Origin of the sequence: Micromonospora halotolerans (assembly GCF_032108445.1) — a bacterium.
Lineage (GTDB): Bacteria > Actinomycetota > Actinomycetes > Mycobacteriales > Micromonosporaceae > Micromonospora > Micromonospora halotolerans.
The window spans coordinates 5,363,260-5,384,409 of record NZ_CP134876.1 but is presented as its reverse complement, the minus strand read 5'-3'; the positions used below and the strand labels follow the sequence as shown (position 1 = coordinate 5,384,409).

Here is a 21,150-nt window from a genome sequence, read left to right as displayed (position 1 = left end):
ACCCCGCCGGCCGATCTCCCACGCCTGCCGGCCCGGCGACGCGCCCGATTTCGATCAGCAGCGTACTGTGATCGACCGATCTCGTTCGGTAGAGTACGGGCGATCGCCGGCGCTGCCCGGTGGTCGGAGGGATGCCCGGGATGACTCGACGCGGCGGACGGCTGACGCGGGTGGTGCTGCGCGTCGGCCTGCTGCTCGGCGGCGTCGTGGCGGCCTGGGGCGTGCACGAGGTCGCCACGGGCACCGCCGCGCAGGCCGCCGAACGGCCGCCCGCCGCCCCGCTCACCGCCGTCGTCGACCTGCTCACCGACACGCTGAGCCCGGTCCTCGGCGTGGTGACGCCGCCCTCCGACGACGCCACCTCCGAGCCGCCGCCCGTGACCGGCGACCGACCCGTTCCGGACGACCGGTCCGCGACCGGCGACCGGCCCACAACCGGCGGCCGGACCGCGACCGGCGGCCGGACCGCCTCCGGCGCCCGCGCCGACGGGACGGCCGGCCAGCGGGCGGCCACCCGGCCGGAGGGCCGCCGCGCCGCTCCCGCCACCCGCCCCGGGTCGGCCCCCGACCGCCGGGCCGCACCGGGCGCCCGCCCGGCCGGCCGGCACCCCGCTCCGGCGGCCCGCGACGACGCGCGGCGACCGGCGGACGCGCGGCGCACCCCGAGCGGGCCGGGCCGGCCGGCGGGCAGCGGGGGCGCGCTCGACGCGACCCTCGACCCGGTCCGCGCGGGGGTGCTCGACCCGCTGACCGAGGCGCTGCGGCCGGTCACCGACCCGCTGCGGGGCTCCGTGCTCGCGCCCGTCGCCGGCACGCTGCGCCCGGTCACCGACCCGCTGCGCGACGGCGTGCTCACCCCGGTGGCCGGCGTGCTCGCGCCGGTGACCCGGCCGCTCGGCCCGGTCCTCTCCCCGGTGTGGCGCGCCCTGGAGCCGGTGCGCCGGCCGCTGGGCCCGGCCCTGAGGCCACTGACCCCGGTGACCGACCTGCTGGACCCGCCCACCGGCCCGGTGACCACGCCGCCACCCGCGACGACCCCGCCCGGCACGTCGCCACCGGCCGCCGGCGGCCCCGCAGACCGCCCGGCGCCGGACCGGCCCGCCGACGTCCCGAGGACCCCGGCCGACGCCACCGGCCACACCGCGGGGTCGGACGCGCGCCCGGCGACCACCAGCGACGGACCGTCGGACACCGCCGGTGCCGCGCGGCCCGCCGACGGCGGTTCCGGCCCGTCCTCCCGGCCGCAGCCCGGTCGCTCGGACCGGGACCCGGTCCCGACCACCCCGGCCACCCCGGCCGCCCCGGCCGGCCCGGCGGGCAGCGGTGCGGCCGGATCGCCGGGCGGCGCCCACGGTGCGGCGGCCGTCACCGGCCCCACCCCCTGGGCCCCGCCGGCCCTGGTCGGCCACCGCAGCGGCCCGGCCGACGGCCCACCGCCGGCGTCGCGCTCGCCCCGCCCGGGCACCCGGCCCGCCTGACCGGCCCGCGGTGGCGGCCGCCGCCGCGCACCGCACCCGGCTTCCTCCTGCCACACGCTGCACGGCCGCTCACGGCCCGCGCCGGACGACGACCGCTCCTGGCGCCCTCCCACGTACGCGATCACCCTGGTGACCAGGAGTCTTCATGAGCACAGCCTCACCCGTCGTCCGGGCCCGGTGGTGCGACATCGGCCGCATCGCCGATCTCGTCGCCGAGGCCCTCTCCCCGACCGCGCTCGCCGCGTGGCTCGTCCCCGACACGCAACGCCGCACCGCCGTCCTGGGCGCCGTGGCCCGGATCTGGACCGAACACGCGATGCTCTTCGGCGACGCGTTCCTGCTCCGGGACGGCACGGCGGCGACCGTATGGTTCCACCGCTACCGGCCGATCCCGGCGCCGAACCGGTACGCCGACCGCCTCGCCGCGGCCGCCGGTCCGGACGAGGAGCGCTTCCTCCAGCTCGACGAGGCGCTCGCCGTCCGGCGACCGGCCGAGGCGCACAACCATCTCGCGTTGCTGGCCGCGCCCGGCCCGGCGGCCGCCCGCCGGGCCGCCGCGGTGCTCGTCGGCGCGCAGCGCTGGATGGACACGCTGAGCCTGCCGACGTACGCGGAGGTGTTCACCGAGGCCGACCGGGACCTGTTCCGGCAGCACGGGTACGCCGACCGGGAGGCCTTCGCGGGACCGGGTGACACCACCACCCACCCGATGTGGCGGCTCTCCCCGTTCTGGGCCAACCGGTCCGCCGGTAACGGCCGCTGGCCGACGCGCCGGATCACCAGGACCCGCAACGGCCGGGCCACCGGGTGGGCCCTGCGCTGAGCTGGATCCGGGCCGGGGCGGTCGACCGCCCCGGCCGGGTCGGTTCAGCGCAGCGGCGGGTTGGCGTACCGCACCAGTTCGAGGGCCTGCTCGGCGAACCAGGCGCCGGCGGGCGGGTCGGCGATGCCGCCGCGCGCCGGGTCCCGCCCGGTGCCGGTGCCCCGGTCGCACTGCCCGTCGGACTGGCCGGGCGTCTTCACCCAGAGGAACGCGTCCGCGAGCGGGTCACCGGTGGCCGTGGTGGGGCGCAGGCCCAGCCCTCGGTCCGGCGGGTTGCACCAGGTCTGCGGATCCGGCCAGGTCACCCCGGCCGGCGCGGTCCACGGCCCCTGCCCGTTGCGGCTGGTGTCCACCACGAAGTGGGCGAGCCGGTCGGCCGGCACGTCGCCGACGTTCTCGGCGTACCACTCGTCGGTGCGGACCCAGGTGCTGAAGTCGGCCGGGTCGGCCGGGTAGTACTGGCTGGCGCACCACTCGAAGTGGCCGCGCGCCCACTCGGGACCCGCCGTGCCGTAGTGGACGCACTTGGCGATCCAGTTGCCGTACTTGAGCTGACGCTCGGTGGTCTCGTAGTTGGAGACGTTGAGGAAGAAGCCGTCGGCCCGGCCGACGCCGGCCTTGACCAGCCGGTCGGCCGCGTCGCCGACGCCGAGCCAGGCGCTGTGCGTGCCGTCGAGGTAGACGCTGGTGCGGGGCAGCGCGCTCAGCTTGTCGACCGCGTAGGTGAGCATGGCGAACCGGTCGGCGGCGGCGGTCGCCGGGTCCGCCTCGGCGGGGCGGCACCAGTCCTGGCTTCCGTTGATCGTCGTGTACCAGGGGATGATGCCCAGGCCGTCCGGCTCCAGCATGACGGCCACCTCGTGGCCGCCGATGCCCCGGGCGAACGCGTCGATCCACTGCTCGTACTCGGCCACCGAGGTGGCGCCGCCGGCCGAGTACTGCGCGCAGTCGCGGAACGGGATGTTGTACGCCACGAGCACGGGCACGGACTTCTTGCCGGCCGCTCGGCGCACCTCGGCGTTGACCGTCCGGGTGACCGTGGCGGCGGAGCCGCCGGTCACCCAGACCGCCTGGGGCGTACGGATCATGGTGCGCAGCGCGGCGGCCTGCCGGTGGTGTCCGGTGGCGGTCAGCCGGGCGATCTGGGCCACCGCCCCGTGGTCCGGTCGGGGGGTGGAGAACCGCACGCCGTCGCGGATCTCGGCGCCGGCGGGCGCGGGCGAGAAGGGCACCGCCGCGGCGAGGGTCGCGGCGACGGCGGCGACAGCCGTCAGGGCGCGCCGCCGGAAGGGAGTCAGGGCCACGTCATGCTCCTGAAGGGACGGGGGAACGGGTGATGGGAGCGTTCCCGCAGCTCGTCAGAGCCTGCCTGGCGCAGCCGCGGCTGTCAATGTCTTCCGGCGGTGGGGCGCGGTGGCCGCAGCGGGAAAGAACGCCGGAGGCCGGTGCCGTCGCCGCAGCTCCGCTAGCCTGCGAGCCGGGCAGGGACACGATTCGGCCGAGCAGACGGAGGGTATCGGGTGCGGATGCGTCCAACCGGTGACCACGATGCCGACGGCTCCACGACCCCCACTCCGGGGCGGAGGCGCCGGCGGAACCGCCTGCTGATCTTCCTGGCGGTGTTCGCGCTGCTGGCAGGCTCCGGCCTGGTGGCCGGCGGCTACTACTTCGACAGCGTGCCGACCCCCACCGACCTCAAGCTGCCCGAGTCGACCACCGTCTACTACGCCGACGGGCGCACGCCGATGGCGAAGCTGGGCGCGGAGAACCGCACCATCGTCCCGTACGACCAGATGAACGACTCGGCCAAGCAGGCCATCGTGGCGGCCGAGGACCGGACCTTCTGGACCAACAAGGGCGTCGACTTCAAGGGCGTGCTCCGGGCGGCCTGGGCGAACGTCACCGGCGGGCAGCGGCAGGGCGCCTCCACCCTCACCCAGCAGTACGCGCGGGTCGCCGCCGACCTGCGCGGGGTGACCTACTCGCGGAAGCTGCGCGAGGCGGTCGTCGCCTGGAAGCTGGACGACACCTACTCCAAGGAGGAGATCCTCGGCTTCTACCTGAACACCGTCCCGTTCGGCCGGGGCGCGTACGGGATCGAGGCGGCCGCGCAGACCTTCTTCGGCAAGACGGTGCGCCGGGACGCCCCGCCGCAGCAACAGCTCACCCAGGCCGAGGCCATGGTGCTCTGCGCCATGGTGAAGCAGCCGGAGGCCGACCCGGCCGACCCCGAGGGCTCCCCCGGCTACGACCCCCGGCGCAACGCTCTGGCCAAGCAGAACTCGATCGACCGCTGGAACTACATCCGCGACGGCATGGTGAAGCTCGGCTACCTCACCTCCGAGCAGGCGGCGAACCTGGCGTACCCGGACTCGGTGCGGCCGATCGACCCCACGGCGGGCCGCTCGGGCCTGGACCGGCCCACCGGCCTGGTGGTCCACCACGTGCTCGGCGAGCTGCGGCAGACCGAACCGTTCCGCGGCAAGCCGGACGAGGTGATCCGCGACGGCGGTTACAAGATCGTCACCACGATCGACAAGCGCGTGCAGGACGCCGCGGAGGCCGCCGCCGACATCCGCCGGGACACCGCGCCCGAGGCGGTCCGCGGCCAGCCGAAGAACTGGCAGGCCGCGCTCGTCGCCGTCGAGCCCGGCACCGGCCGGGTGCTCGGCTACTACGGCGGGAGCAGCGGTTCCGGCGCCGACTACGCCGGCTGGTACCGCGACGAGAACGGCCAGGCCCGCGGGTTCGGCCAGCACCCGCCGGGCTCGTCGTTCAAGGTGTACGACCTGGCCGCCGCCGTCGAGGACGGCATCTCGGTGAAGCAGCGGTTCGACTCGCCGGACACCAAGGAGTTCCCCGAGTCGGGGCGGACCAAGGGCAGTGCGGCCGGCCCCATCCGCAACGCCGAACACGCCCCGTGCCAGCCGAACTGCGCGCTGTGGGAGGCGACCGTCGCGTCGCTGAACGTCACCTACTTCGAGCTGACCGAGAAGCTCGGCACCGCCAAGGTCATCGACATGGCGAAGCGGGCCGGCGTCGAGTCGATGTGGGAGACCGTCAAGGGCAACCCGCAGCCCCAGCGGGTGGACCTGCGCACCGAGCCGGCCGACGAGGTGGCCCGGCGGTTCTCCACCGAGGTCGGCATCGGCCAGTACGGCATCAGCGTGCAGGACCACGCCAACGGGATGGCCACCTTCGCGGCCGGCGGCAAGCGCGCCGAGGCGCACTTCGTGCGGTCGGTCACCAAGGGCGACGAGAAGGTGTGGGGCGAGCAGCTCAAGCAGACCGACCTGGGCCTCGACCAGGAGGCGATCAACCAGCTCGACTGGACGCTGCGCCGGGTCCGGGCGGCCAAGCTCGACAACGACTGGGACTCCGCCGGCAAGACCGGCACCTGGCAGGCCGGGCAGAGCACCACCCAGAACGTGCACACGTGGATGGTCGGCTGGACCGGGGCGCTCGCCTCCGCCGTCTGGCTGGGCACCACCGACGGCAAGCCGCTCAGGACGACCGGCGGCAGCTACGAGGTCTACGGCTCCACCGGGCCCGGGCCGATCTGGCGGCAGTTCATGGCCGACGCCACCGCGGCGTTGAAGCTCGACCCGGACAAGTACCGGTTCGCCGAACCGGCGTTCCCGGACGACGCCCCGGAGACCACCACCCCGACGCCGCCGCCGGCCACGTCCTCGCCCACCCCGTCGGCCCGGCCGACGCCGAGCACCACCCCGTCGCGCCCGAGCCCCAGCCCCAGCAGGCGGCCGACCACGCTGCCGACCATCTCCCCCTCGCTCAGCCCGCTGCCGAGCCTGACACCGTCGAAGACCCGCAAACCCCGGTGAGCGTCGGGCCGCCACCGGCGGTGCGATGATCGACCGGTGGTGAACTCGACGACGACGGCGGCGATCCGGTCGGCCTGGACGGCGCTGGGCGGGGACCCGGCTGCCGTCGCGGCGGTGCGGGCGGCCGGCCCGGACGGGGTGCTGCCGGCCCGGCTGCCGGTGACCGACCTGGCCGTCGCGTGCGTCGGCTGGGTGCGTACCCACGCCAACTACCCGCACCACCGGCGGCGGCTGCTGGCCGCGCTCGACCTGGACCCGGCGCGCCCCGACGACGAGGCCCTGGCGGCGGCGGTGGGCGAGCGGGTCGGCGCGCGACCGGCCGCCGAGGTCGAGGAGCGCGTCACCGCGGCCGGCGGGCTCGCCGTCGCCGCCCGCACGCCGGCGGAGTGGGACGCCCACCCGCAGGCCGCGGCGGTCGCGACGGAACCCCTGGTCCGGCTGGGCGCCGACGCTCCGACGGCGGCCCGCCCGACGCCACCCGCGCCGCCCGGGCTCCCGGCCGCCGGGGTACGCGTGCTCGACCTGACCCGGGTGATCGCCGGCCCGGTGGCGACCCGGTTCCTCGCCCTGCTCGGCGCCGACGTGCTGCGCGTCGACTCCCCCGGCCTGCCGGAGCTGGAGCCCCAGCACCTGGACACCGACGCCGGCAAGCGCTCCACCCTGCTCGACCTGGGCCGGGACGCCGACCGGGCCCGCTTCGCGGCGCTGCTGGCCGACGCCGACGTGGTGGTCACCGGCTACCGGCCGGGGGCGCTGGACCGGTGGGGCCTCTCGCCGGAGGCGCTGCGCCGGCACCGCCCGGACCTGGTGGTGGCGCGGCTGTCCGCGTGGGGCGGCACCGGCCCGTGGGCCGGGCGGCGCGGCTTCGACAGCCTGGTGCAGGCCGCCGCCGGCATCGCCGTGATCGAGCGGCGGCCGGACGGCGCACCGGGTGTGCTGCCCGCCCAGGCGCTCGACCACGGCACCGGCTACCTGCTCGCCGCGGCGGTGCTCCGGGCGCTGGCGCGGCGCGCCCACGAGGGGGGCGCCTGGACCGCCGACCTGTCGCTGGCCGGTACCGCCCGGTGGCTGCGGCACGACCTGCTGGCCGCGCCGGTCACTGCCGCCGCGCCGCCGGACCCCGACCCCTGGTGCGCCGAGCGGGACGCCCCCGCCGGCCGCCTCCGGTACGCCCTGCCGCCGGTCACGGTGCCCGGCGGCCGGCCGGACTGGGCGAGCCCGCCGACGCGGTGGGGCACCGACGCGGCGGCCTGGCTGGCCCGCTGAGCGCCGAGCGGCGGAGGAGAGCGATCGGTCAGCGCACCAGCACGAGCCTGGCCAGCTCGGTGTCGAGGGTGGCCGCGTCCACCCCGCCCGGCCAGCCGCGCAGCAGCGCGCCGCCCTTGGCTACGACCACCACGGCCGGGGGCTCGCGGACCGCGTACGACCGCCAGATCGTGCCGTCGGCATCGAGCACGACCGGGTACCCGACCCGGTGCTCCCGCAGGTAGCGCTGGACGTCCTCGGGCTTGTCCTCGGTGGCCACCCCGACGAGGACGACCTCGTCGGAGTGGCGGCGGGCCAGCTCGCTCAGAGCGGCCTGCCGGTCGGCGCAGAGCGTGCACCAGGAGGTGAAGAAGACCAGCACGACCGGGCGCTCGGCCCACAGCTCGGCGAGGGCGACCGGACTGCCGTCGGTGAGCGCGCCGGTGACGGCCGGCGCGCCGGGCGCCCCGGACGGCGCCGGGCGCAGCGCCAGGTCCGCCGGCGCCGGCCCGGGCAGCGCCGCAGCCCCACCGGCCACCGGAGCGGGCGCCTCGTCGCCGCCGGAGCAGCCGGTCACCGCGAGCGCCGCCGCCAGCGCGACGGCGGCCAGCCGCACCGCGTACCCCCGGGTCACGACGGCACCACGGCGACCAGCGCCGGCCCCTCGCTGTCGTTCGGGGTGAGGTCGACCGGCGGGTGGCCGTCCACGACCAGCCGGTAGGCGTCCCGCGCGGCCAGGTCGACCGGCACGGCGAACTCGCAGTACGTCGGCACGCGCGTCACCTCCAGGTCCTCGGCGAAGGTCGCCACCGACCGGCCCGGGGACAGCGACCCCTCGGCGAGCGTCCGGCCGCCGGTGTCGACCACCTGGAACCGGGCCCGGTTGTGGAAGTGCGTGTAGGGGCCGGTGCCGGCGCACTCGACGCCCGCCGGCCGGATGTTGATGTCCCGGACGAGCACCCGCACGGTCATCGCCTTCCGGGCCTCCTCGGCGTCACCGCACGCGGCCAGCGCGCCGGTGAGCAGCGACGGCAGCACGAGCGCTGCCAGCAGGCGCCGCATCTGTCCTCCTGGGCGTTCGGGGGTGGTGCCGAGGCGGTGCGGCACGCGGGCCGCACCGCCCCGGACGTGGTCAGCCGAGCTGCGCGCGGGGCCGCTCGACCCGGCACTGGCTGGTCACCGTCCTGCTCGGGTCGCTCTCCGAGGTGGCGGTGAGCGTCACCAGGGTGGTCGCGGTCGCGTCGGAGCCGGCGCCGACCGAGACGGCCACCGGGGTGCGGGCCCCGAACTCGGCCGTGGCCAGCTCGTTCGGCAGCTCCACCCGCCAGCCCCGGCCGCCGACGGTCGCCGAGAGCCGGTAGACGTCGGAGCGCAGGTACGCCCCGGCGTCCTCCGGGTGCGGCTGTCCGCCGGCCACGTACGTCCCCGTGTTGGTCAGGTCGAACGTGCAGGTGGCGCCCTTGCCGGTGGGCTTGCCCTGGGTCACCAGGTGGCCCTTGGACAGCGCCACCCCGTGCACGCTCGGCCCGGCGCCGTCCAGCGACCGCACGGCCACCGTGTACGACAGCACCCCGTCGCCGTCCCGGCGCAGGTTGAGCACGTAGAAGTGCAGCCGGTTGGCCTCGTCCACGTACTCGTACTCGCTGCCGGAGTTGGCCCCGGCGTGGAACAGCGCGTCGGACAGCTGCCGGTAGTCACCCATGGTGATCTTCTGCGGGGTGCCGTTCGGCTGGTAGAAGTCGACCATGTCGATGTCCTGCGGGTTGGCGTCGACCACCCACACGAACGGCGCACTGTCGGCGTTCTTGGTCTTGCTGATCAGCACGCCGTTGTCCGGGGTGAACGAGTCCGCGCCCAGCCGGTCGACGACCTCGACGGTGTAGTTGTTGTACCGGCCGCCGTCGCAGAGCGGGTCGGTGGTGGCGCTGCACGCCGGCGCGCGGTCGGCGTTCATGGCGATGTTGAGACCGGTCAGCCCGCCCGGTCCGGCGTCCACGGCACGGGCGGTCACGTCGGCGACCACCATCCCCGAGGTGGCCAGGCCCTCCCGGGACAGCCGCAGCACGTGCTCCTCACCGAGCAGCCCGATCTTCAGCTTGTCCCGCAGCATGTGCAGCGACCCCATGGAGCCGCCGTTGACCGGCGGGATCTGCCAGCGGGTGTGCGGCCCGCCCGGCCCGTTGAACGACCCGCGCGACATCATGCTCCAGATGCCGGTGTACGCGCGGCGCAACGGTGTGCCGTACGGGTTGTTGTAGTTGTCCCCGATACTCAGCAGGTGACTCAGCTCGTGGGCGTACACGCCCTGGCCGGAGCTCTCCGCCTGGGTGGACGAGCCGCCCCCGGCGTTCGGCCAGATGGTGGCGGCCGCCTTCCATGACGTCCACTCGACGTACCGGGTCTTCGCATAGTTGGGCAGGGCGGGGTCCGGCGGGCCCCACGCGTCCGGCACGTCCTCCTTGGTCTGGAACATCATCTGCCCGAACTCCTGCCAGGTGGACGACTCGTCCTGGCCGGCCGAGAGGATGAAGACCAGCTCGAAGCTGTCGGCCACGGCGTCGCCGACCGCCGCGCGCCAGGCGCCCAGCCCGTCGGTGCGGATGTTCTTGGCGCAGGTCTCCCCGGCCGGGCAGGCCCCGGGGTTGAAGCCGTTGTCGATGCCGTACTGGTAGGACTTCGCCGGCATCTCGTACGGGCCGAAGCCGCTGAGGTCCACCCCGTACCGGCCGTTGGAGTCCTGCATCCAGTACTCGTGCAGGGTGTGCCCGCGGTTCAGGTCACCGGGCTTGTTGAGGAAGTCGGTGTAGAACCCCGCGACCTGGTTCCGGGGCACGTTCGCGGCGGTCGCCTGCGGGTTGCCGAAGACCGTCGAGCCGGCCGGCTGGGTGATGACGAACGGCTGGTCCACGTAGTCCAGCGTGACCAGCGCGATCTTGAAGTTGCGGACCGACCCGCGCACGGTCGGGTCGGCCCAGTTCCGGTTCGGCACCTGCCGGTAGTCGTCCCAGGTCATCGTGTCCGGGTTCTGCCAGCGCTGGGGGTCGAGCGGCTGGAACGGGGCGGGCCCGCCCGGCGGGCCGTCCGGTGCGGCGGCGGCCGGCCCGGCGGAGCCGGTCGCGACCAGGACGGTCGTGACGGCGGCGGCCAGCACCGAGCGCCACGCCGCACGCCTGGTGAGCAGAAGGCGCATGGAGTCACCTCTCAGGTCCGGGCGGAGGGGGCGGGGTGCTCAGGGGGCGTTCACCCGTCCGCATCGATCACGCCCGATCTCGACCCTAGGAGCCGGCCGGCGCGACGGTCACCGTGCAGATGTCGGCAGGTGGCCCGGCGACTTCCGACACGTGCAGGACGGTCACGCCGCGGGCACCGGACCGGCGTCGGCCCGCTCGGCCCGTCGCAGGTCCCGGCACAGCCGCTCCTCCAGCTCGGGCGGCAGCGCGCCGCGCGGCGGCCGGCACGGGCCGCCGTACCGGCCGGCCAGGCCCATGGCCAGCTTCACCGCCTGCACCGCCTCGGTCCGGGCGCCCCAGCCGAGCAGGGGATGCAACCGGGCGTAGAGCGGCAACGCGGCGGCCAGGTCCCGGGCCGCGCAGAGCCGGTGCAGGCGCAGGCAGAGCCGGGGCAGGGCGTTGGGGCAGCGGGCGAGCCACCCGGTGGCGCCGCACACGGTCAGCTCCAGCAGCACGTCGTCGGCGCCGGCCAGCACGTCCAGGTGCGGGCAGAGGTCCCGGATCCGGTGCAGCCGGCGGACGTCGTCCTCCCGTACCGCCACCACGCCGTCGGTCTCGGCGACCCGGGCCAGCAGGTCGGGCGTGAGGTCCACGGTGGTCTCGGCCGGATCGCGGCACACCACCACCGGCAGCCCGACGGCGGCCACCTCGCGGTAGTGGGCGACCACCTCGGCGGGGCCACCCGGGTAGCCGACCGGCGGCGGGGCGAGCACCGCCTGCGCCCCGGCGGCCCGCGCCTGCTCGGCCCAGTGGCGCGCCTGCCGGCTGCCGTACCCCCCGACGGCCGGCAGCACCGCGCAGCCGGGCGGCGCGGCCTCCACGGCGGCGCGGACCGCGTCGGCGCGCTCCCCCTCGGACAGGGCCGGGTACTCCCCCAGCGGGCCGCACGGGGTGACGCCCCGGCAGCCGGCGTCGCCGAGCCAGCGCACGTGCTCCTGGAGCCGGTCGTAGTCGACGGAGAGGTCGTTCCGGAACGGCGTGGGGAGGGCGACGACGACACCCTGCCAGGGCCTGGTTGCGGCCACGACGGTGTTCCCTTCTCGGCGGGACCCGGCCTCGCACACGTTAGGGGCGCGCCGGCCGGCGGTCTTCCGACAGATGCCGGAACCCCGCCGCCGGTGGAAGGTACGGCTGTCGCGGGGTATTGCGCGCCCGCCAACATCATCGGAAGGTAGGCCGAGGGTCCTACCAGCACACGTCCGGCCCGCGCCGTGCGGGGACCCCGCCGGGACCCGGGCCGGTCCGGGGGAAGCGCATGCGCATGGAGCTGCAACGCATCGTCGATCGGGTCGCGGCGCGGGTGAAGCGTCCGGCACTCATCGAGGACCGGCGCCAGCGCGTCGTCGTCTACAGCGAACACACCGGGGTGATCGACGGGGTGCGCCGCAGTTCGATCCTGCGCCGGCACACCACGCCCGAGGTGATCGCCTGGGCCCGGGAGATCGGCATCATGGAGGCCCGGCAGCCCGTGCGTACCCCGGCCCGCCCCGACCTGGACCTGCTCCCCCGGGTCTGCGTGCCGATCCGGCACCAGGACCTGCTGCTGGGCTTCGTCTGGTTCATCGACGCGGTCGACGGGATGAGCGACGAGGACATCTCCGTGGTGACCGAGGCGATGCCGGACCTGTCGCTGGCCCTCTACCGGGAGAACCTGCTCGGCGAGCTGACCTCGCAGCGGGAGGCGGAGGCGACCCGGACGCTGCTGGTCGAGTCCCCGGAGGCCCGCCGGGAGGCCGTCCGGTCGCTGCTGACCGACGGCGTGGTGGCCCGCGACGGCCAGGTCACGGCGCTGGTCGCCCAGCTCGCGGTGGCCCGGGACGAGGTGCTCGACGACGCGGCCCGGGTGGCCCTGGAGCACGCGCTGGTCGCCACCCGGCAGTGGGTGGGGTCGCGCGAGACCCTGCACCTGGTCCGGCACGACCACGGGGTGCTGCTGCTGTGCGGTGGCCGGGCCACCGGCCGGGTGGCGGCGGAGGACGCGGCCGCGCACCTCGACCAGGCCCTGCGGGCGGCGACCCGGGGGCTGGCGTCGGTGAGCCGTACGGTGCTGGGGGTCGGCGACGGCCGCCCCCGGCTGTACGACAGCCTGCTGTCCTACCAGGAGGCGTTCCAGGCGGCCCGGGTCGGCCTGCAACTGCCCGTCCTCGGCCCGGTGGTGCCCTGGGCCGACCTGGGCATCTACCGGCTGTTGTCCGGGGTGGACGCCGGGCACCAGGACGTCGCGCGGGTGCACCCGGGGCTGGGCCGGCTGCTCGGCGACGAGGCGCACCAGGTGCTGCTGGAGACCCTGGAGGCGTACCTGGACCTGGCCGGCAACGCCCACGCCACCGCCGAGCGGCTGCGCCTGCACCGGACGACGCTGTACTACCGGCTGCAACGGGTGGAGCTGCTCGCCGGCACCGACCTCAAGGACGGCAACGAACGGCTCTGCCTGCACCTGGCGCTGAAGCTGGGCCGGCTCACCGGCCGGTACCAGCCGGCCCGGTAGCCGGGGCGGGGCGACGCCGTCGGCGCCCCGCCCCGGACTCTCCTACAGGCCGGCGGCCGCCGCGGCGGCCCGGCCGCCGACCACCGGCAGGGTGATCCGGCTGCGATCGAAGTGGACGGTGATGTGGGCCCGGTTCTGCTTGGCCCGGCTGCTGTAGCCGGAGTAGGAGCTGAGCAGGACCACGCCGATCTGGTGACCGGCGGCGAAGACGTAGTCCTCGGGGAGCAGGTTCAGGTCGACCGCGGTCTTCCGCCCGAGCACCAGCGGCGTCGACACCGACCGGGAGTCGAGGTTGAGGCCGTCGATGATCCCCTTGGTGACCAGCTCCTGCGGGTTCGTCGCGACGGTCTTCTCCGTCTTCCGGTAGCAGGCGTCCTCGGCGAAGCCGCCCCAGGTCGCCGTCGCGCCCCAGCAGTCCTCCTCGGTCAGCGTCCGGATGCCGTCGCCGCTGGTGCTGAACCGGGGGCGGGTGCCGTAGTCGACGAGGAGTCCGGCGAAGCTGGTGTCCTCCCCGTCGACGGTGGCGTTGATCTTCACGACCGGGGTGCCCGAGAGGTGCAGCGGCGCCGCCAGCGGCCCGGAGAGGAACACCAGCCGGTTCGCGGTGTTGGCCGCCGGGTCCGACGGGTGCCGGATAGCGTTGGCCGCGCTCATGGTGGGGGTGTCCTGGAAGGTCGCCGACGCGTTGCCGGGGCCGGAGCGGAGGGCGAGCCCACCGGCGTTCCCGTCCGCCGGCGCGCGGAGGAACACCTGGGTCGGCCGGGCGTCCGGCAGCGGCCAGGCGCGCGCGGTCTCCCAGACGTCCGGGGCCCGCTCGATGTCGACGGCCGGCTCCCGCATGATGCCGTTGTCGAGACCCTGGAGCCACTGGTCGAACCAGCGGTGCAGGGTGTCCACCCAGGCGCCCCGCCGGAAGTCGAACGGGTCGACGTGGCCGGTGCCGGTCAGCCAGAGCTTGCGGGGCACGCCCTGCTCGCCCAGCGCGGCCCACCACTTGCTGAAGTGGTCCGGCCGGACGTTGTCGTCGTTGATGCCGTGCACCACGAAGACGCTGGCCCGGACCCGGTCGGCGTGCGGCACGTAGTCCCGCTCCGCCCAGAAGTCGTTGTAGTCACCGGTGACGTCGTCACCGCCCTCCCCGAGGGCGGTCCGCACCGGCGCGCAGTGCGCCCGGCGGGCCGGATCGGTGACCGTGTTCGCGAGGCTGCCCGAGTAGTTGTTCGCCCGGGTGACGAGACCGTTGCTCCGGGAGTAGTCGTACCAGCTGGAGATGGCCGAGATGGGCACGATCGTGGTCAGCCCCCGTACGCCGCTGGCGGCGGCGGCGTTGGCCAGGGTCCCGTCGTACGACTTGCCGATCATGCCGGTCCGGCCGTTGTGCCAGTTCGCCACGACCGTCCGGCCGGCGGCGTCGACGCCCGGCCGGCGCCCGTTGAGCCAGTCGATGGCGGTCGGCGCGCTGATGTTGTCGGCCCGGCCGCCGGTCACCGGGCAGCCGGTCGAGTTGTTCGTGCCGATCATGTCGAGCAGGACCACCGCGTAGCCGCGCGGCACGAAGTAGTTGTCGTAGAACAGCGGCCAGGTGTCGTTCAGCCCGTCGCCGTCGACGTCGGCCTTGCACTCGCTCTCGTTGCCCCGGCAGACCGTCGAGTAGTACGGGCTGGCGTCCATCACCACCGGCACCTTGAGGCCGTTCTCGCTGGCCCGGGGACGGATGATGTCCATGGCCACGACGTCGCGCGCGCCGTCGTCGTCGGTGTCCACGTCCGAGGTGACGAAGACCCGTTCCCGGACGGCGTCGGCGTAGCCGAACACCGGTTGGGTGACGCCGTCCTCGACCACCAGCTGGGGGCGCTCGTTCGCGCCCGGCCGGGCCAGCGCGCCGGTCGCCGGCAGGCCGGTGACCGCTATCGCCAGGGCCACCACCGAGGCCCGCCAGGCATGTCTTCCGCTTCGCATCCGCGTGCTCCTCCTCCCCGCGCCGTCCGCCGAGCGGTCGGCGCGCACAGGGGACACGCCGCCGCGACGGTCGCCCCGAACCTACGGATCGACGGACGTCCACGTCTTCGGACACCTGTGGAAGAAGGTCGCCCCCGGCTCCTACGCCTGTCGCACGGGTCGACCGCAGCACATAGTCAGGGGTCAATGTGCGCCTTGTGCGCACAGCGGCAATAGGTGCAGAGCGGATAGGCCCCGTGCGCCACCGAGAACATTCGGCCTGATCAGGGGCTATTGAAGATCATGGCTTCCTGAATTCCGGCGACGGAGCGGCGACCGCCCGGCGTCGGTTGCCCGGGTCACCCATTGATCCCGGCCCGGGCCCGTGTGATTGTGCCCCCAGCGAGTCGCCGACCCGGCGACTCACGACGGTCGATCTGTCGAACCGGGGCCACGCCGGCAGCCTCGGAGAACGGCCGTCACCCCGCCTCACCACACCGCGCCGCCCGTCCCCACCGGGCTCCGTGCGGCGCGCCTAGGAACAGGAGCGAACCCCCTTGAAGCTCTCACCTCGCCTCGTCGCGCTCTCCGGCGCGGCGGCGGCCGGTCTGCTCGCCGCCGGCACCGCCGCGGCCGTCCAGGCCGCGCCGCCCGGCCCCGCCGCACCCGACGCCGCCCAGGCCCGCGCGATCGCCGCCGACTCGGCGCGCGCGCTGGTCGCCGGCCGGCCCGCCTACCTCCACGCCAGCTCGGACGACGCGTTCGTGCAGAAGGCGGTCATCTCCTCCGAGGGCACCCAGTACGTGCCCTACGAGCGCACCTACAAGGGCCTGCCGGTGGTCGGCGGTGACTTCGTGCTGGCCACCGACACGGCCGGCAACCTGAAGTACGCCTCCGTCGCCCAGCAGCAGGCCATCGGCAGCCTCGCCACCACGCCGAAGCTGACCTCGGCAGCCGCGACGAAGACCGCGCGCGCCCAGCTCAAGACGGTCAGCACCGTCGAGGGCACCAACCTGGTCGTCTACACCCTCGGCGCCCGGCCGGCGCTGGCCTGGGAGACCACGGTGCGGGGCACCGGCGCCGAGGGCCCGAGCCGGCTCACGGTCGACGTCGACGCCGTCACCGGCGCGGTGCTGCGCACGCAGGAGCACGTCGTGCACGGCACCGGCACCGGGGCGTGGAACGGGCCCAACCCGCTGACCTTGAACACCACGCAGTCGGGCGGCACGTACTCCATGAAGGACCCGACCGTCACCAACCTGAGCTGCCAGGACGCCGCGAACAACACGACGTTCAGCGGCTCCGACGACGTCTGGGGCAACGGCACCGCCACCAACAAGGAGACCGGCTGCGTCGACGCGCTGTTCGCCGCGCAGACCGAGCACAAGATGCTCGCGCAGTGGCTGGGCCGCAACGGCGCCAACGGCAGCGGCGGCTACTGGCCGATCCGGGTGGGCCTGAACGACCAGAACGCCTACTACGACGGCAGCCAGGTCCAGATCGGCAAGAACACCTCGGGCCAGTGGATCGGCTCGCTCGACGTGGTGGCCCACGAGATCGGCCACGGCATCGACGACCACACGCCGGGCGGCATCTCCGGGGGCGGCACGCAGGAGTTCGTCGCCGACACCTTCGGCGCGGCCACCGAGTGGTTCGCCAACGAGCCGTCCAGCTACGACGCTCCCGACTTCCTGGTCGGCGAGAAGGTCAACCTGGTGGGCAGCGGCCCGATCCGCAACATGTACAACCCGTCGGCGCTCGGCGACCCGAACTGCTACTCCAGCAGCATCCCGGGCACCGAGGTGCACGCCGCGGCGGGCCCCGGCAACCACTGGTTCTACCTGCTGGCCAACGGCAGCAGCCCGACCAACGGCCAGCCGGCCAGCTCCACCTGCAACGGCAGCAGCGTCACCGGCCTGGGCATCCAGAAGGCCATGAAGATCATGTACAACGCGATGCTGCTGAAGACCTCGTCCTCGTCGTACCTGAAGTACCGGGTCTGGACGCTGCAGGCCGCGAAGAACCTCTACCCGACCAGCTGCACCGAGTTCAACGCGGTCAAGGCCGCCTGGAACGCGATCAGCGTGCCGGCGCAGACCGGTGAGGCGACGTGCACGGGCAGCACCCCGACGCCGACCGCCACGACCACCCCGCCGTCGGGCAGCTGCACCGGCCAGAAGCTGGCCAACCCCGGCTTCGAGTCGGGCAACGTGAGCTGGAGCGCCAGCTCCGGCGTCATCACGAACGACACCGGCCAGGCGGCGCACGGCGGCTCGTACAAGGCCTGGCTCGACGGCTACGGCTCGACGCACACCGACACCCTCACCCAGTCGGTGTCGATCCCCGCCGGCTGCCGGGCGACGTTGAGCTTCTGGCTGCACATCGACAGCGCGGAGTCGACCACGACCACCGCCTACGACAAGCTGACCGTGAAGGCGGGCAGCACCACGCTGGCCACCTACTCCAACCTCAACCGGGCCACCGGCTACGTGCAGCGGTCCTTCGACGTCTCGTCGCTGGCCGGCACCACCGCCACCATCTCGTTCAGCGGCGTGGAGGACAGCTCCCTGCAGACCTCCTTCGTCGTCGACGACACCTCGCTCACCCTGAGCTGAGCCACCGGAGCGGCCGGCCGTCGTCCTCCCGACGGCCGGCCGCTTCGTCGTCTCCGCCCGCGGGACGTGGCCGGTCGATCGCGACCGCGGTCAGACCGGGTGGGTCGCGCGGGGGCCGGCTGCGCCGTCGCGGCGGATCCGGGCCGCGACGCCCTCCATGGCCCGGCTGAACCGCTCCATGTCCCGCGCGGACTGCTCCGGCAGGCCGCCGAGCCGAGCGGCGAGGGCGTCCACGTCCGCCCGGGCCGAGGCGCCGACCCGCGCGTCCAGCTCGGTGAGCGCGGCGTTCACGGCCACCACGAGGTGCCCGCACAGGGTCTCCAGGGGCTCCCCGGCCAGCTCCGGGTCGACGGTGAGGGACTCCAGCCGGCCACCCTGGACGGCGACGGCGCGAACCCGGCCGCCGGCCGCATCGCCCTCGGCGCGGAGCAGCTGGGCCGGCGCGCCGTCGGCGTGCTCTACGGCCCGGGACCGCATCGCGGAGAGCGCCTGTTGCGTCCTGGTCAGCAGCTCGTCGAGGCTCGCGGCCGCGGAGAACGAGTCGTTGGTCATATCCGCGCTTTCTTCACGTCTTTCCGAGCACCGTGACGATAGCAACCGGCCCCGGCGTGGAACGCCCGGCCGGGAAACCCCGGCCGGGCGTTCGTGGTGCGGTGGACCGGCCCGCGCGGGCCGGGTCCGGTGGGGCTCAGCGCAGGCGCAGCTTCTGGCCCGGGAAGATCAGACCCGGGTCGTGGCCGACCACGCCCCTGTTGCGCTCGTAGAGGGCGCGCCAACCGCCGGCGACGTCCTTCGCGTCGGCGATCTCGGAGAGGGTGTCTCCGGGCCGGACGAGGTAACTGCCGGCGCCGCCGGTGCTCGGCGTGGTGCGCCGCTCGCCGTGGGCGGCCGGCCGGTCGCCCCGCGACGACCGCTCCGAGGTGGCCTTCTTCGTCGTGGCCTTCTTCGTCGTGGCCTTCTTCGTCGCGGCCTTCTTCGTCGCGGCCTTCTTCGAGCCCGAGTCGCTGGCCGAGTACCTCTTGGTCGAGCCACCCTTCTTGCCGCACACCGGCCAGGCGCCGATGCCCTGTCCGTCGAGGACCTTCTCGGCGATGGCGATCTGCTCGCCGCGGCTGGCCAGGTCGGCCCGGCTGGCGTACCTCTGGCCGCCGTAGCCGTTCCAGGTGCTCCGGGTGAACTGGAGCCCGCCGTAGTAGCCGTTGCCGGTGTTGATGTGCCAGTTGCCGCCGGACTCGCACTGGGCGACGGCGTCCCAGTTGACGCCGGCGGCGCTGGCCGGTGCGGCCGGACCGAGGAGGGCGGCGGCGCCGGTGGCGGCGCCGACGACGAGCGCCCCGACGGCGGTGCGACGCTGCGCGACTCGTCGATGACGGGCGACGTGTTCAGTTGCCATGTGGGTTTCCTCCACGCCGACGAGGTGAGCTGTCGGGTTCGGGCCGAGGAGCCCGGCCGCCGCAGGCGGCTTCACCCCGAGGTGTCGTGCACCGAGGAACGTATGGGTCCCCCGCTCCCGCCCGAGTTCAGGTACCACCGGGCCGGCGGCGGGATTAGGCGTTGCCGGCCCGTGGTGTCCGCGATCGCGAACGGACTCGACGTTAGGAACGGTTTGTCCCGAACGCCCACTTCTTGTGAAGTTCTTCACCCGGCCGAGCGACGACCCCGTCCGTCGGCTTGCGGAACCGTCGAATCTGTCGTAGCGGCGCGGCCGTGGGCGAATTTTCCCAGCTCACAGCAGTTTTCTCGCGTTCCGGCCGAAGAGGACGCCGAGCGGCGCCGGGTCCACCGTGGCGAGTGGCCGCGCCGGGCGTCGTGGACCCCGGAGCCGGTGGGTTCCCCGGCCGCCGGGCAACACGGGGGGCTACCGTGGGCAGGTTCGCGCAAGATCGGCACGAGGCGGCGAGGCATGAGCGACCACGGACACGAGCTGGCCTTCGGCGGCTTCCTCACCCCGAGCGCCGGGCGGCCGGAGCAGGTGGTGGCGCGAGCCAAGCTGTGCGAGCAGGCCGGCCTGGACCTGGTGACCTTCCAGGACCACCCGTACCAGCCCGGGTTCCTGGACACGTGGACGCTGATGTCCTTCGTGGCCGCGGCCACCAGTCGCATCACCCTCGCGGGCAACGTGCTCAACCTGCCGCTGCGCCAGCCGGTGGTGCTGGCCCGCAGCGTGGCCAGCCTGGACCTGCTCACCGGCGGCCGGGTGGAGCTGGGGCTCGGCGCCGGCGCCTTCTGGGAGGCGATCGAGGCGGTCGGGGGCCGGCGGCTCTCCCCGGGCGCGGCCGTGGACGCCCTCGACGAGGCGATCCGGGTGATCCGCGAGGTCTGGGACACCGAGCGGCGCGGCATGGTCCGGGTCGAGGGCGAGCACTACCGGGTGGTCGGGGCGAAGCGCGGGCCGGCCCCGGCCCACCCCGTGCGGGTCTGGGTCGGCGCGTACAAGCCGCGGATGCTGCGGCTGGTCGGCCGCCTGGCGGACGGCTGGCTGCCGTCGCTGGCGTACCTGCCGAAGGGGGCGGCGGAGCTGCCGGCGCTGAACGCGCTGATCGACGAGGCCGCCGCGGAGGCCGGGCGGGAGCCCGGCGCGGTGCGCCGGCTGCTCAACGTCACCGGCACCTTCGCCCGGTCCTCCGGCGGCTTCCTGGACGGCCCGCCGGAGCAGTGGGTCGAGGAACTGGCCGGGCTCGCCCTGGACCACGGCGTCGCCACGTTCATCCTCGGCAGCGACGAGCCGCGCGCCGTGCAGCTCTTCGCCCAGGAGGTGGCGCCCGCGGTCCGCGAGCTGGTCGCCGCCGAACGCACCACGCCGGGCAGCCGCGCCCGCGCGGTCGAGGAGCAGCAGGCCGCCGTCGCGGCCGGCGGGTCGACCGCGCTCGCGGTCACCCCCACCCCCGACCCGGGGGTACGCCTGAGCGCGCGCCGGCTGTGGGACGAGGCCACCCGGCCGGCCGCGCCGCCCGCACCGGCCGGGCACGTCTACACGCCGCACGGGCAGGCCGCCGGGCAGCACCTGGTGGACGTGCACGACCACCTGCGCCAGGAGCTCGCGCAGGTGCGCGACCTGCTGGAACAGGTCAAACGCGGCGCCGTGGCCCCGGGCGCCGCCCGCGCCGTGCTCAACGAGATGACCATGCGGCAGAACAACTGGACGCTGGGCGCCTACTGCGCGGCGTACTGCACCGTGGTGACCCAGCACCACGGTCTGGAGGACAACTCCATCTTCCCGCACCTGCGCCGCGCCGACGCGGGGCTGGCGGCGGTGCTGGACCGCCTCGAGGAGGAGCACGTGGTGATCCACGGGGTGGTGGAGAGCGTGGACCGGGCGCTCGTGGACCTGATCCGCGAGCCGGGCGACTTCACCCAGCTCCAAGCGGCCGTGGACCTGCTCACCGACACCCTGCTGTCCCACCTGTCGTACGAGGAGCGGGAGATCGTCGAGCCCCTCGCGCGGCACGGCTTCTACGCCGGCCAGCTCTGAGGGCGGCTATTCCCGGGTC

The 21,150-nt window shown here is 74.7% G+C and carries 15 protein-coding genes and 1 riboswitch; of the genes, 7 read left to right on the top strand and 8 right to left on the bottom strand.

Going from position 1 to position 21,150, the window contains the following annotated elements:
• The first annotated feature begins 140 nt into the window (after nt 1-140).
• Both RMN56_RS25305 and RMN56_RS25300 read left to right on the top strand, forming a co-directional pair.
• The gene (locus RMN56_RS25305) at nt 141-1,478 is read left to right on the top strand and encodes a hypothetical protein (protein WP_313720065.1); all 1,338 of its coding nucleotides are present in this window, start codon (nt 141-143) and stop codon (nt 1,476-1,478) included.
• A 145-nt stretch (nt 1,479-1,623) separates the two neighbouring features.
• Nucleotides 1,624-2,301, top strand: coding sequence for a hypothetical protein (locus RMN56_RS25300; RefSeq protein ID WP_313720064.1), 678 nt, complete (start codon nt 1,624-1,626; stop codon nt 2,299-2,301).
• A gap of 44 nt (nt 2,302-2,345) precedes the next feature.
• On the opposite strand, the gene RMN56_RS25295 is transcribed toward RMN56_RS25300, so the two are convergent.
• Nucleotides 2,346-3,605: a glycoside hydrolase family 6 protein gene (locus RMN56_RS25295; protein ID WP_313720062.1), complete on the bottom strand. Its 1,260-nt coding sequence runs from the start codon at nt 3,603-3,605 to the stop codon at nt 2,346-2,348.
• A 222-nt stretch (nt 3,606-3,827) separates the two neighbouring features.
• Here RMN56_RS25295 and RMN56_RS25290 point away from each other — a divergent pair, with 222 nt between their 5' ends.
• Both RMN56_RS25290 and RMN56_RS25285 read left to right on the top strand, forming a co-directional pair.
• On the top strand, nt 3,828-6,143 hold the full coding sequence (locus tag RMN56_RS25290; protein ID WP_313720060.1) for a transglycosylase domain-containing protein: 2,316 nt from the start codon (nt 3,828-3,830) through the stop codon (nt 6,141-6,143).
• 36 nt (nt 6,144-6,179) lie between these two features.
• A complete protein-coding gene (locus RMN56_RS25285) occupies nt 6,180-7,409 on the top strand; it encodes a CoA transferase (protein ID WP_313720058.1) in 1,230 nt (409 codons plus the stop codon).
• 28 nt (nt 7,410-7,437) lie between these two features.
• On the opposite strand, the gene RMN56_RS25280 is transcribed toward RMN56_RS25285, so the two are convergent.
• The 4 genes from RMN56_RS25280 to RMN56_RS25265 all read right to left on the bottom strand — a co-directional run bounded on the left by RMN56_RS25280 (nt 7,438) and on the right by RMN56_RS25265 (nt 11,643).
• On the bottom strand, nt 7,438-8,022 hold the full coding sequence (locus RMN56_RS25280) for a TlpA family protein disulfide reductase (protein WP_313720057.1): 585 nt from the start codon (nt 8,020-8,022) through the stop codon (nt 7,438-7,440).
• Nucleotides 8,019-8,450 (bottom strand): hypothetical protein, encoded by a 432-nt coding sequence (locus tag RMN56_RS25275; RefSeq protein ID WP_313720056.1) that lies wholly within the window; start codon nt 8,448-8,450, stop codon nt 8,019-8,021. The genes RMN56_RS25280 and RMN56_RS25275 overlap by 4 nt, the downstream gene beginning before the upstream one ends.
• A 70-nt stretch (nt 8,451-8,520) precedes the next feature.
• Entirely contained in the window at nt 8,521-10,578 is a 2,058-nt protein-coding gene (locus tag RMN56_RS25270) for a M6 family metalloprotease domain-containing protein (RefSeq protein ID WP_313720055.1), read from the bottom strand.
• A 162-nt stretch (nt 10,579-10,740) separates the two neighbouring features.
• Nucleotides 10,741-11,643, bottom strand: a complete 903-nt coding sequence (locus RMN56_RS25265; protein ID WP_313720054.1) for a dihydrodipicolinate synthase family protein — start codon at nt 11,641-11,643, stop codon at nt 10,741-10,743.
• Between the two features lie 236 nt (nt 11,644-11,879).
• On the opposite strand from RMN56_RS25265, the gene RMN56_RS25260 reads away from it, so the two are divergent.
• Nucleotides 11,880-13,106, top strand: a complete 1,227-nt coding sequence (locus RMN56_RS25260; RefSeq protein ID WP_313720053.1) for a PucR family transcriptional regulator — start codon at nt 11,880-11,882, stop codon at nt 13,104-13,106.
• Between the two features lie 42 nt (nt 13,107-13,148).
• On the opposite strand, the gene RMN56_RS25255 is transcribed toward RMN56_RS25260, so the two are convergent.
• Nucleotides 13,149-15,065, bottom strand: a complete 1,917-nt coding sequence (locus RMN56_RS25255; protein ID WP_313720052.1) for a Xaa-Pro dipeptidyl-peptidase — start codon at nt 15,063-15,065, stop codon at nt 13,149-13,151.
• A 536-nt stretch (nt 15,066-15,601) separates the two neighbouring features.
• Here RMN56_RS25255 and RMN56_RS25250 point away from each other — a divergent pair.
• Nucleotides 15,602-17,659, top strand: a complete 2,058-nt coding sequence (locus RMN56_RS25250; RefSeq protein WP_313720051.1) for a M4 family metallopeptidase — start codon at nt 15,602-15,604, stop codon at nt 17,657-17,659.
• Between the two features lie 90 nt (nt 17,660-17,749).
• Here the strand turns inward: RMN56_RS25250 and RMN56_RS25245 are convergent, their stop codons facing one another.
• Nucleotides 17,750-18,211: a YbaB/EbfC family nucleoid-associated protein gene (locus tag RMN56_RS25245; protein WP_313720049.1), complete on the bottom strand. Its 462-nt coding sequence runs from the start codon at nt 18,209-18,211 to the stop codon at nt 17,750-17,752.
• A 136-nt stretch (nt 18,212-18,347) separates the two neighbouring features.
• On the bottom strand, nt 18,348-19,052 hold the full coding sequence (locus RMN56_RS25240; protein WP_313720048.1) for a transglycosylase family protein: 705 nt from the start codon (nt 19,050-19,052) through the stop codon (nt 18,348-18,350).
• A gap of 5 nt (nt 19,053-19,057) precedes the next feature.
• A riboswitch (cyclic di-AMP (ydaO/yuaA leader) is annotated at nt 19,058-19,213 on the bottom strand.
• 349 nt (nt 19,214-19,562) lie between these two features.
• On the opposite strand from RMN56_RS25240, the gene RMN56_RS25235 reads away from it, so the two are divergent.
• Entirely contained in the window at nt 19,563-21,131 is a 1,569-nt protein-coding gene (locus tag RMN56_RS25235) for an LLM class flavin-dependent oxidoreductase (RefSeq protein WP_313720047.1), read from the top strand.
• The last annotated feature ends 19 nt before the right edge of the window (nt 21,132-21,150 follow it).

Excerpts from the sequence above, each read along its gene's own strand:
- RMN56_RS25305 (WP_313720065.1), top strand. The coding sequence starts at position 141 with ATGACTCGACGCGGCGGACGGCTGACGCGGGTGGTGCTGCGCGTCGGC.
- RMN56_RS25300 (WP_313720064.1), top strand. The coding sequence starts at position 1,624 with ATGAGCACAGCCTCACCCGTCGTCCGGGCCCGGTGGTGCGACATCGGC.
- RMN56_RS25290 (WP_313720060.1), top strand. The coding sequence starts at position 3,828 with ATGCGTCCAACCGGTGACCACGATGCCGACGGCTCCACGACCCCCACT.
- RMN56_RS25275 (WP_313720056.1), bottom strand. The coding sequence starts at position 8,450 with ATGCGGCGCCTGCTGGCAGCGCTCGTGCTGCCGTCGCTGCTCACCGGC.
- RMN56_RS25270 (WP_313720055.1), bottom strand. The coding sequence starts at position 10,578 with ATGCGCCTTCTGCTCACCAGGCGTGCGGCGTGGCGCTCGGTGCTGGCC.
- RMN56_RS25260 (WP_313720053.1), top strand. The coding sequence starts at position 11,880 with ATGGAGCTGCAACGCATCGTCGATCGGGTCGCGGCGCGGGTGAAGCGT.
- RMN56_RS25255 (WP_313720052.1), bottom strand. The coding sequence starts at position 15,065 with ATGCGAAGCGGAAGACATGCCTGGCGGGCCTCGGTGGTGGCCCTGGCG.
- RMN56_RS25245 (WP_313720049.1), bottom strand. The coding sequence starts at position 18,211 with ATGACCAACGACTCGTTCTCCGCGGCCGCGAGCCTCGACGAGCTGCTG.
- RMN56_RS25240 (WP_313720048.1), bottom strand. The coding sequence starts at position 19,052 with ATGGCAACTGAACACGTCGCCCGTCATCGACGAGTCGCGCAGCGTCGC.
- RMN56_RS25235 (WP_313720047.1), top strand. The coding sequence starts at position 19,563 with ATGAGCGACCACGGACACGAGCTGGCCTTCGGCGGCTTCCTCACCCCG.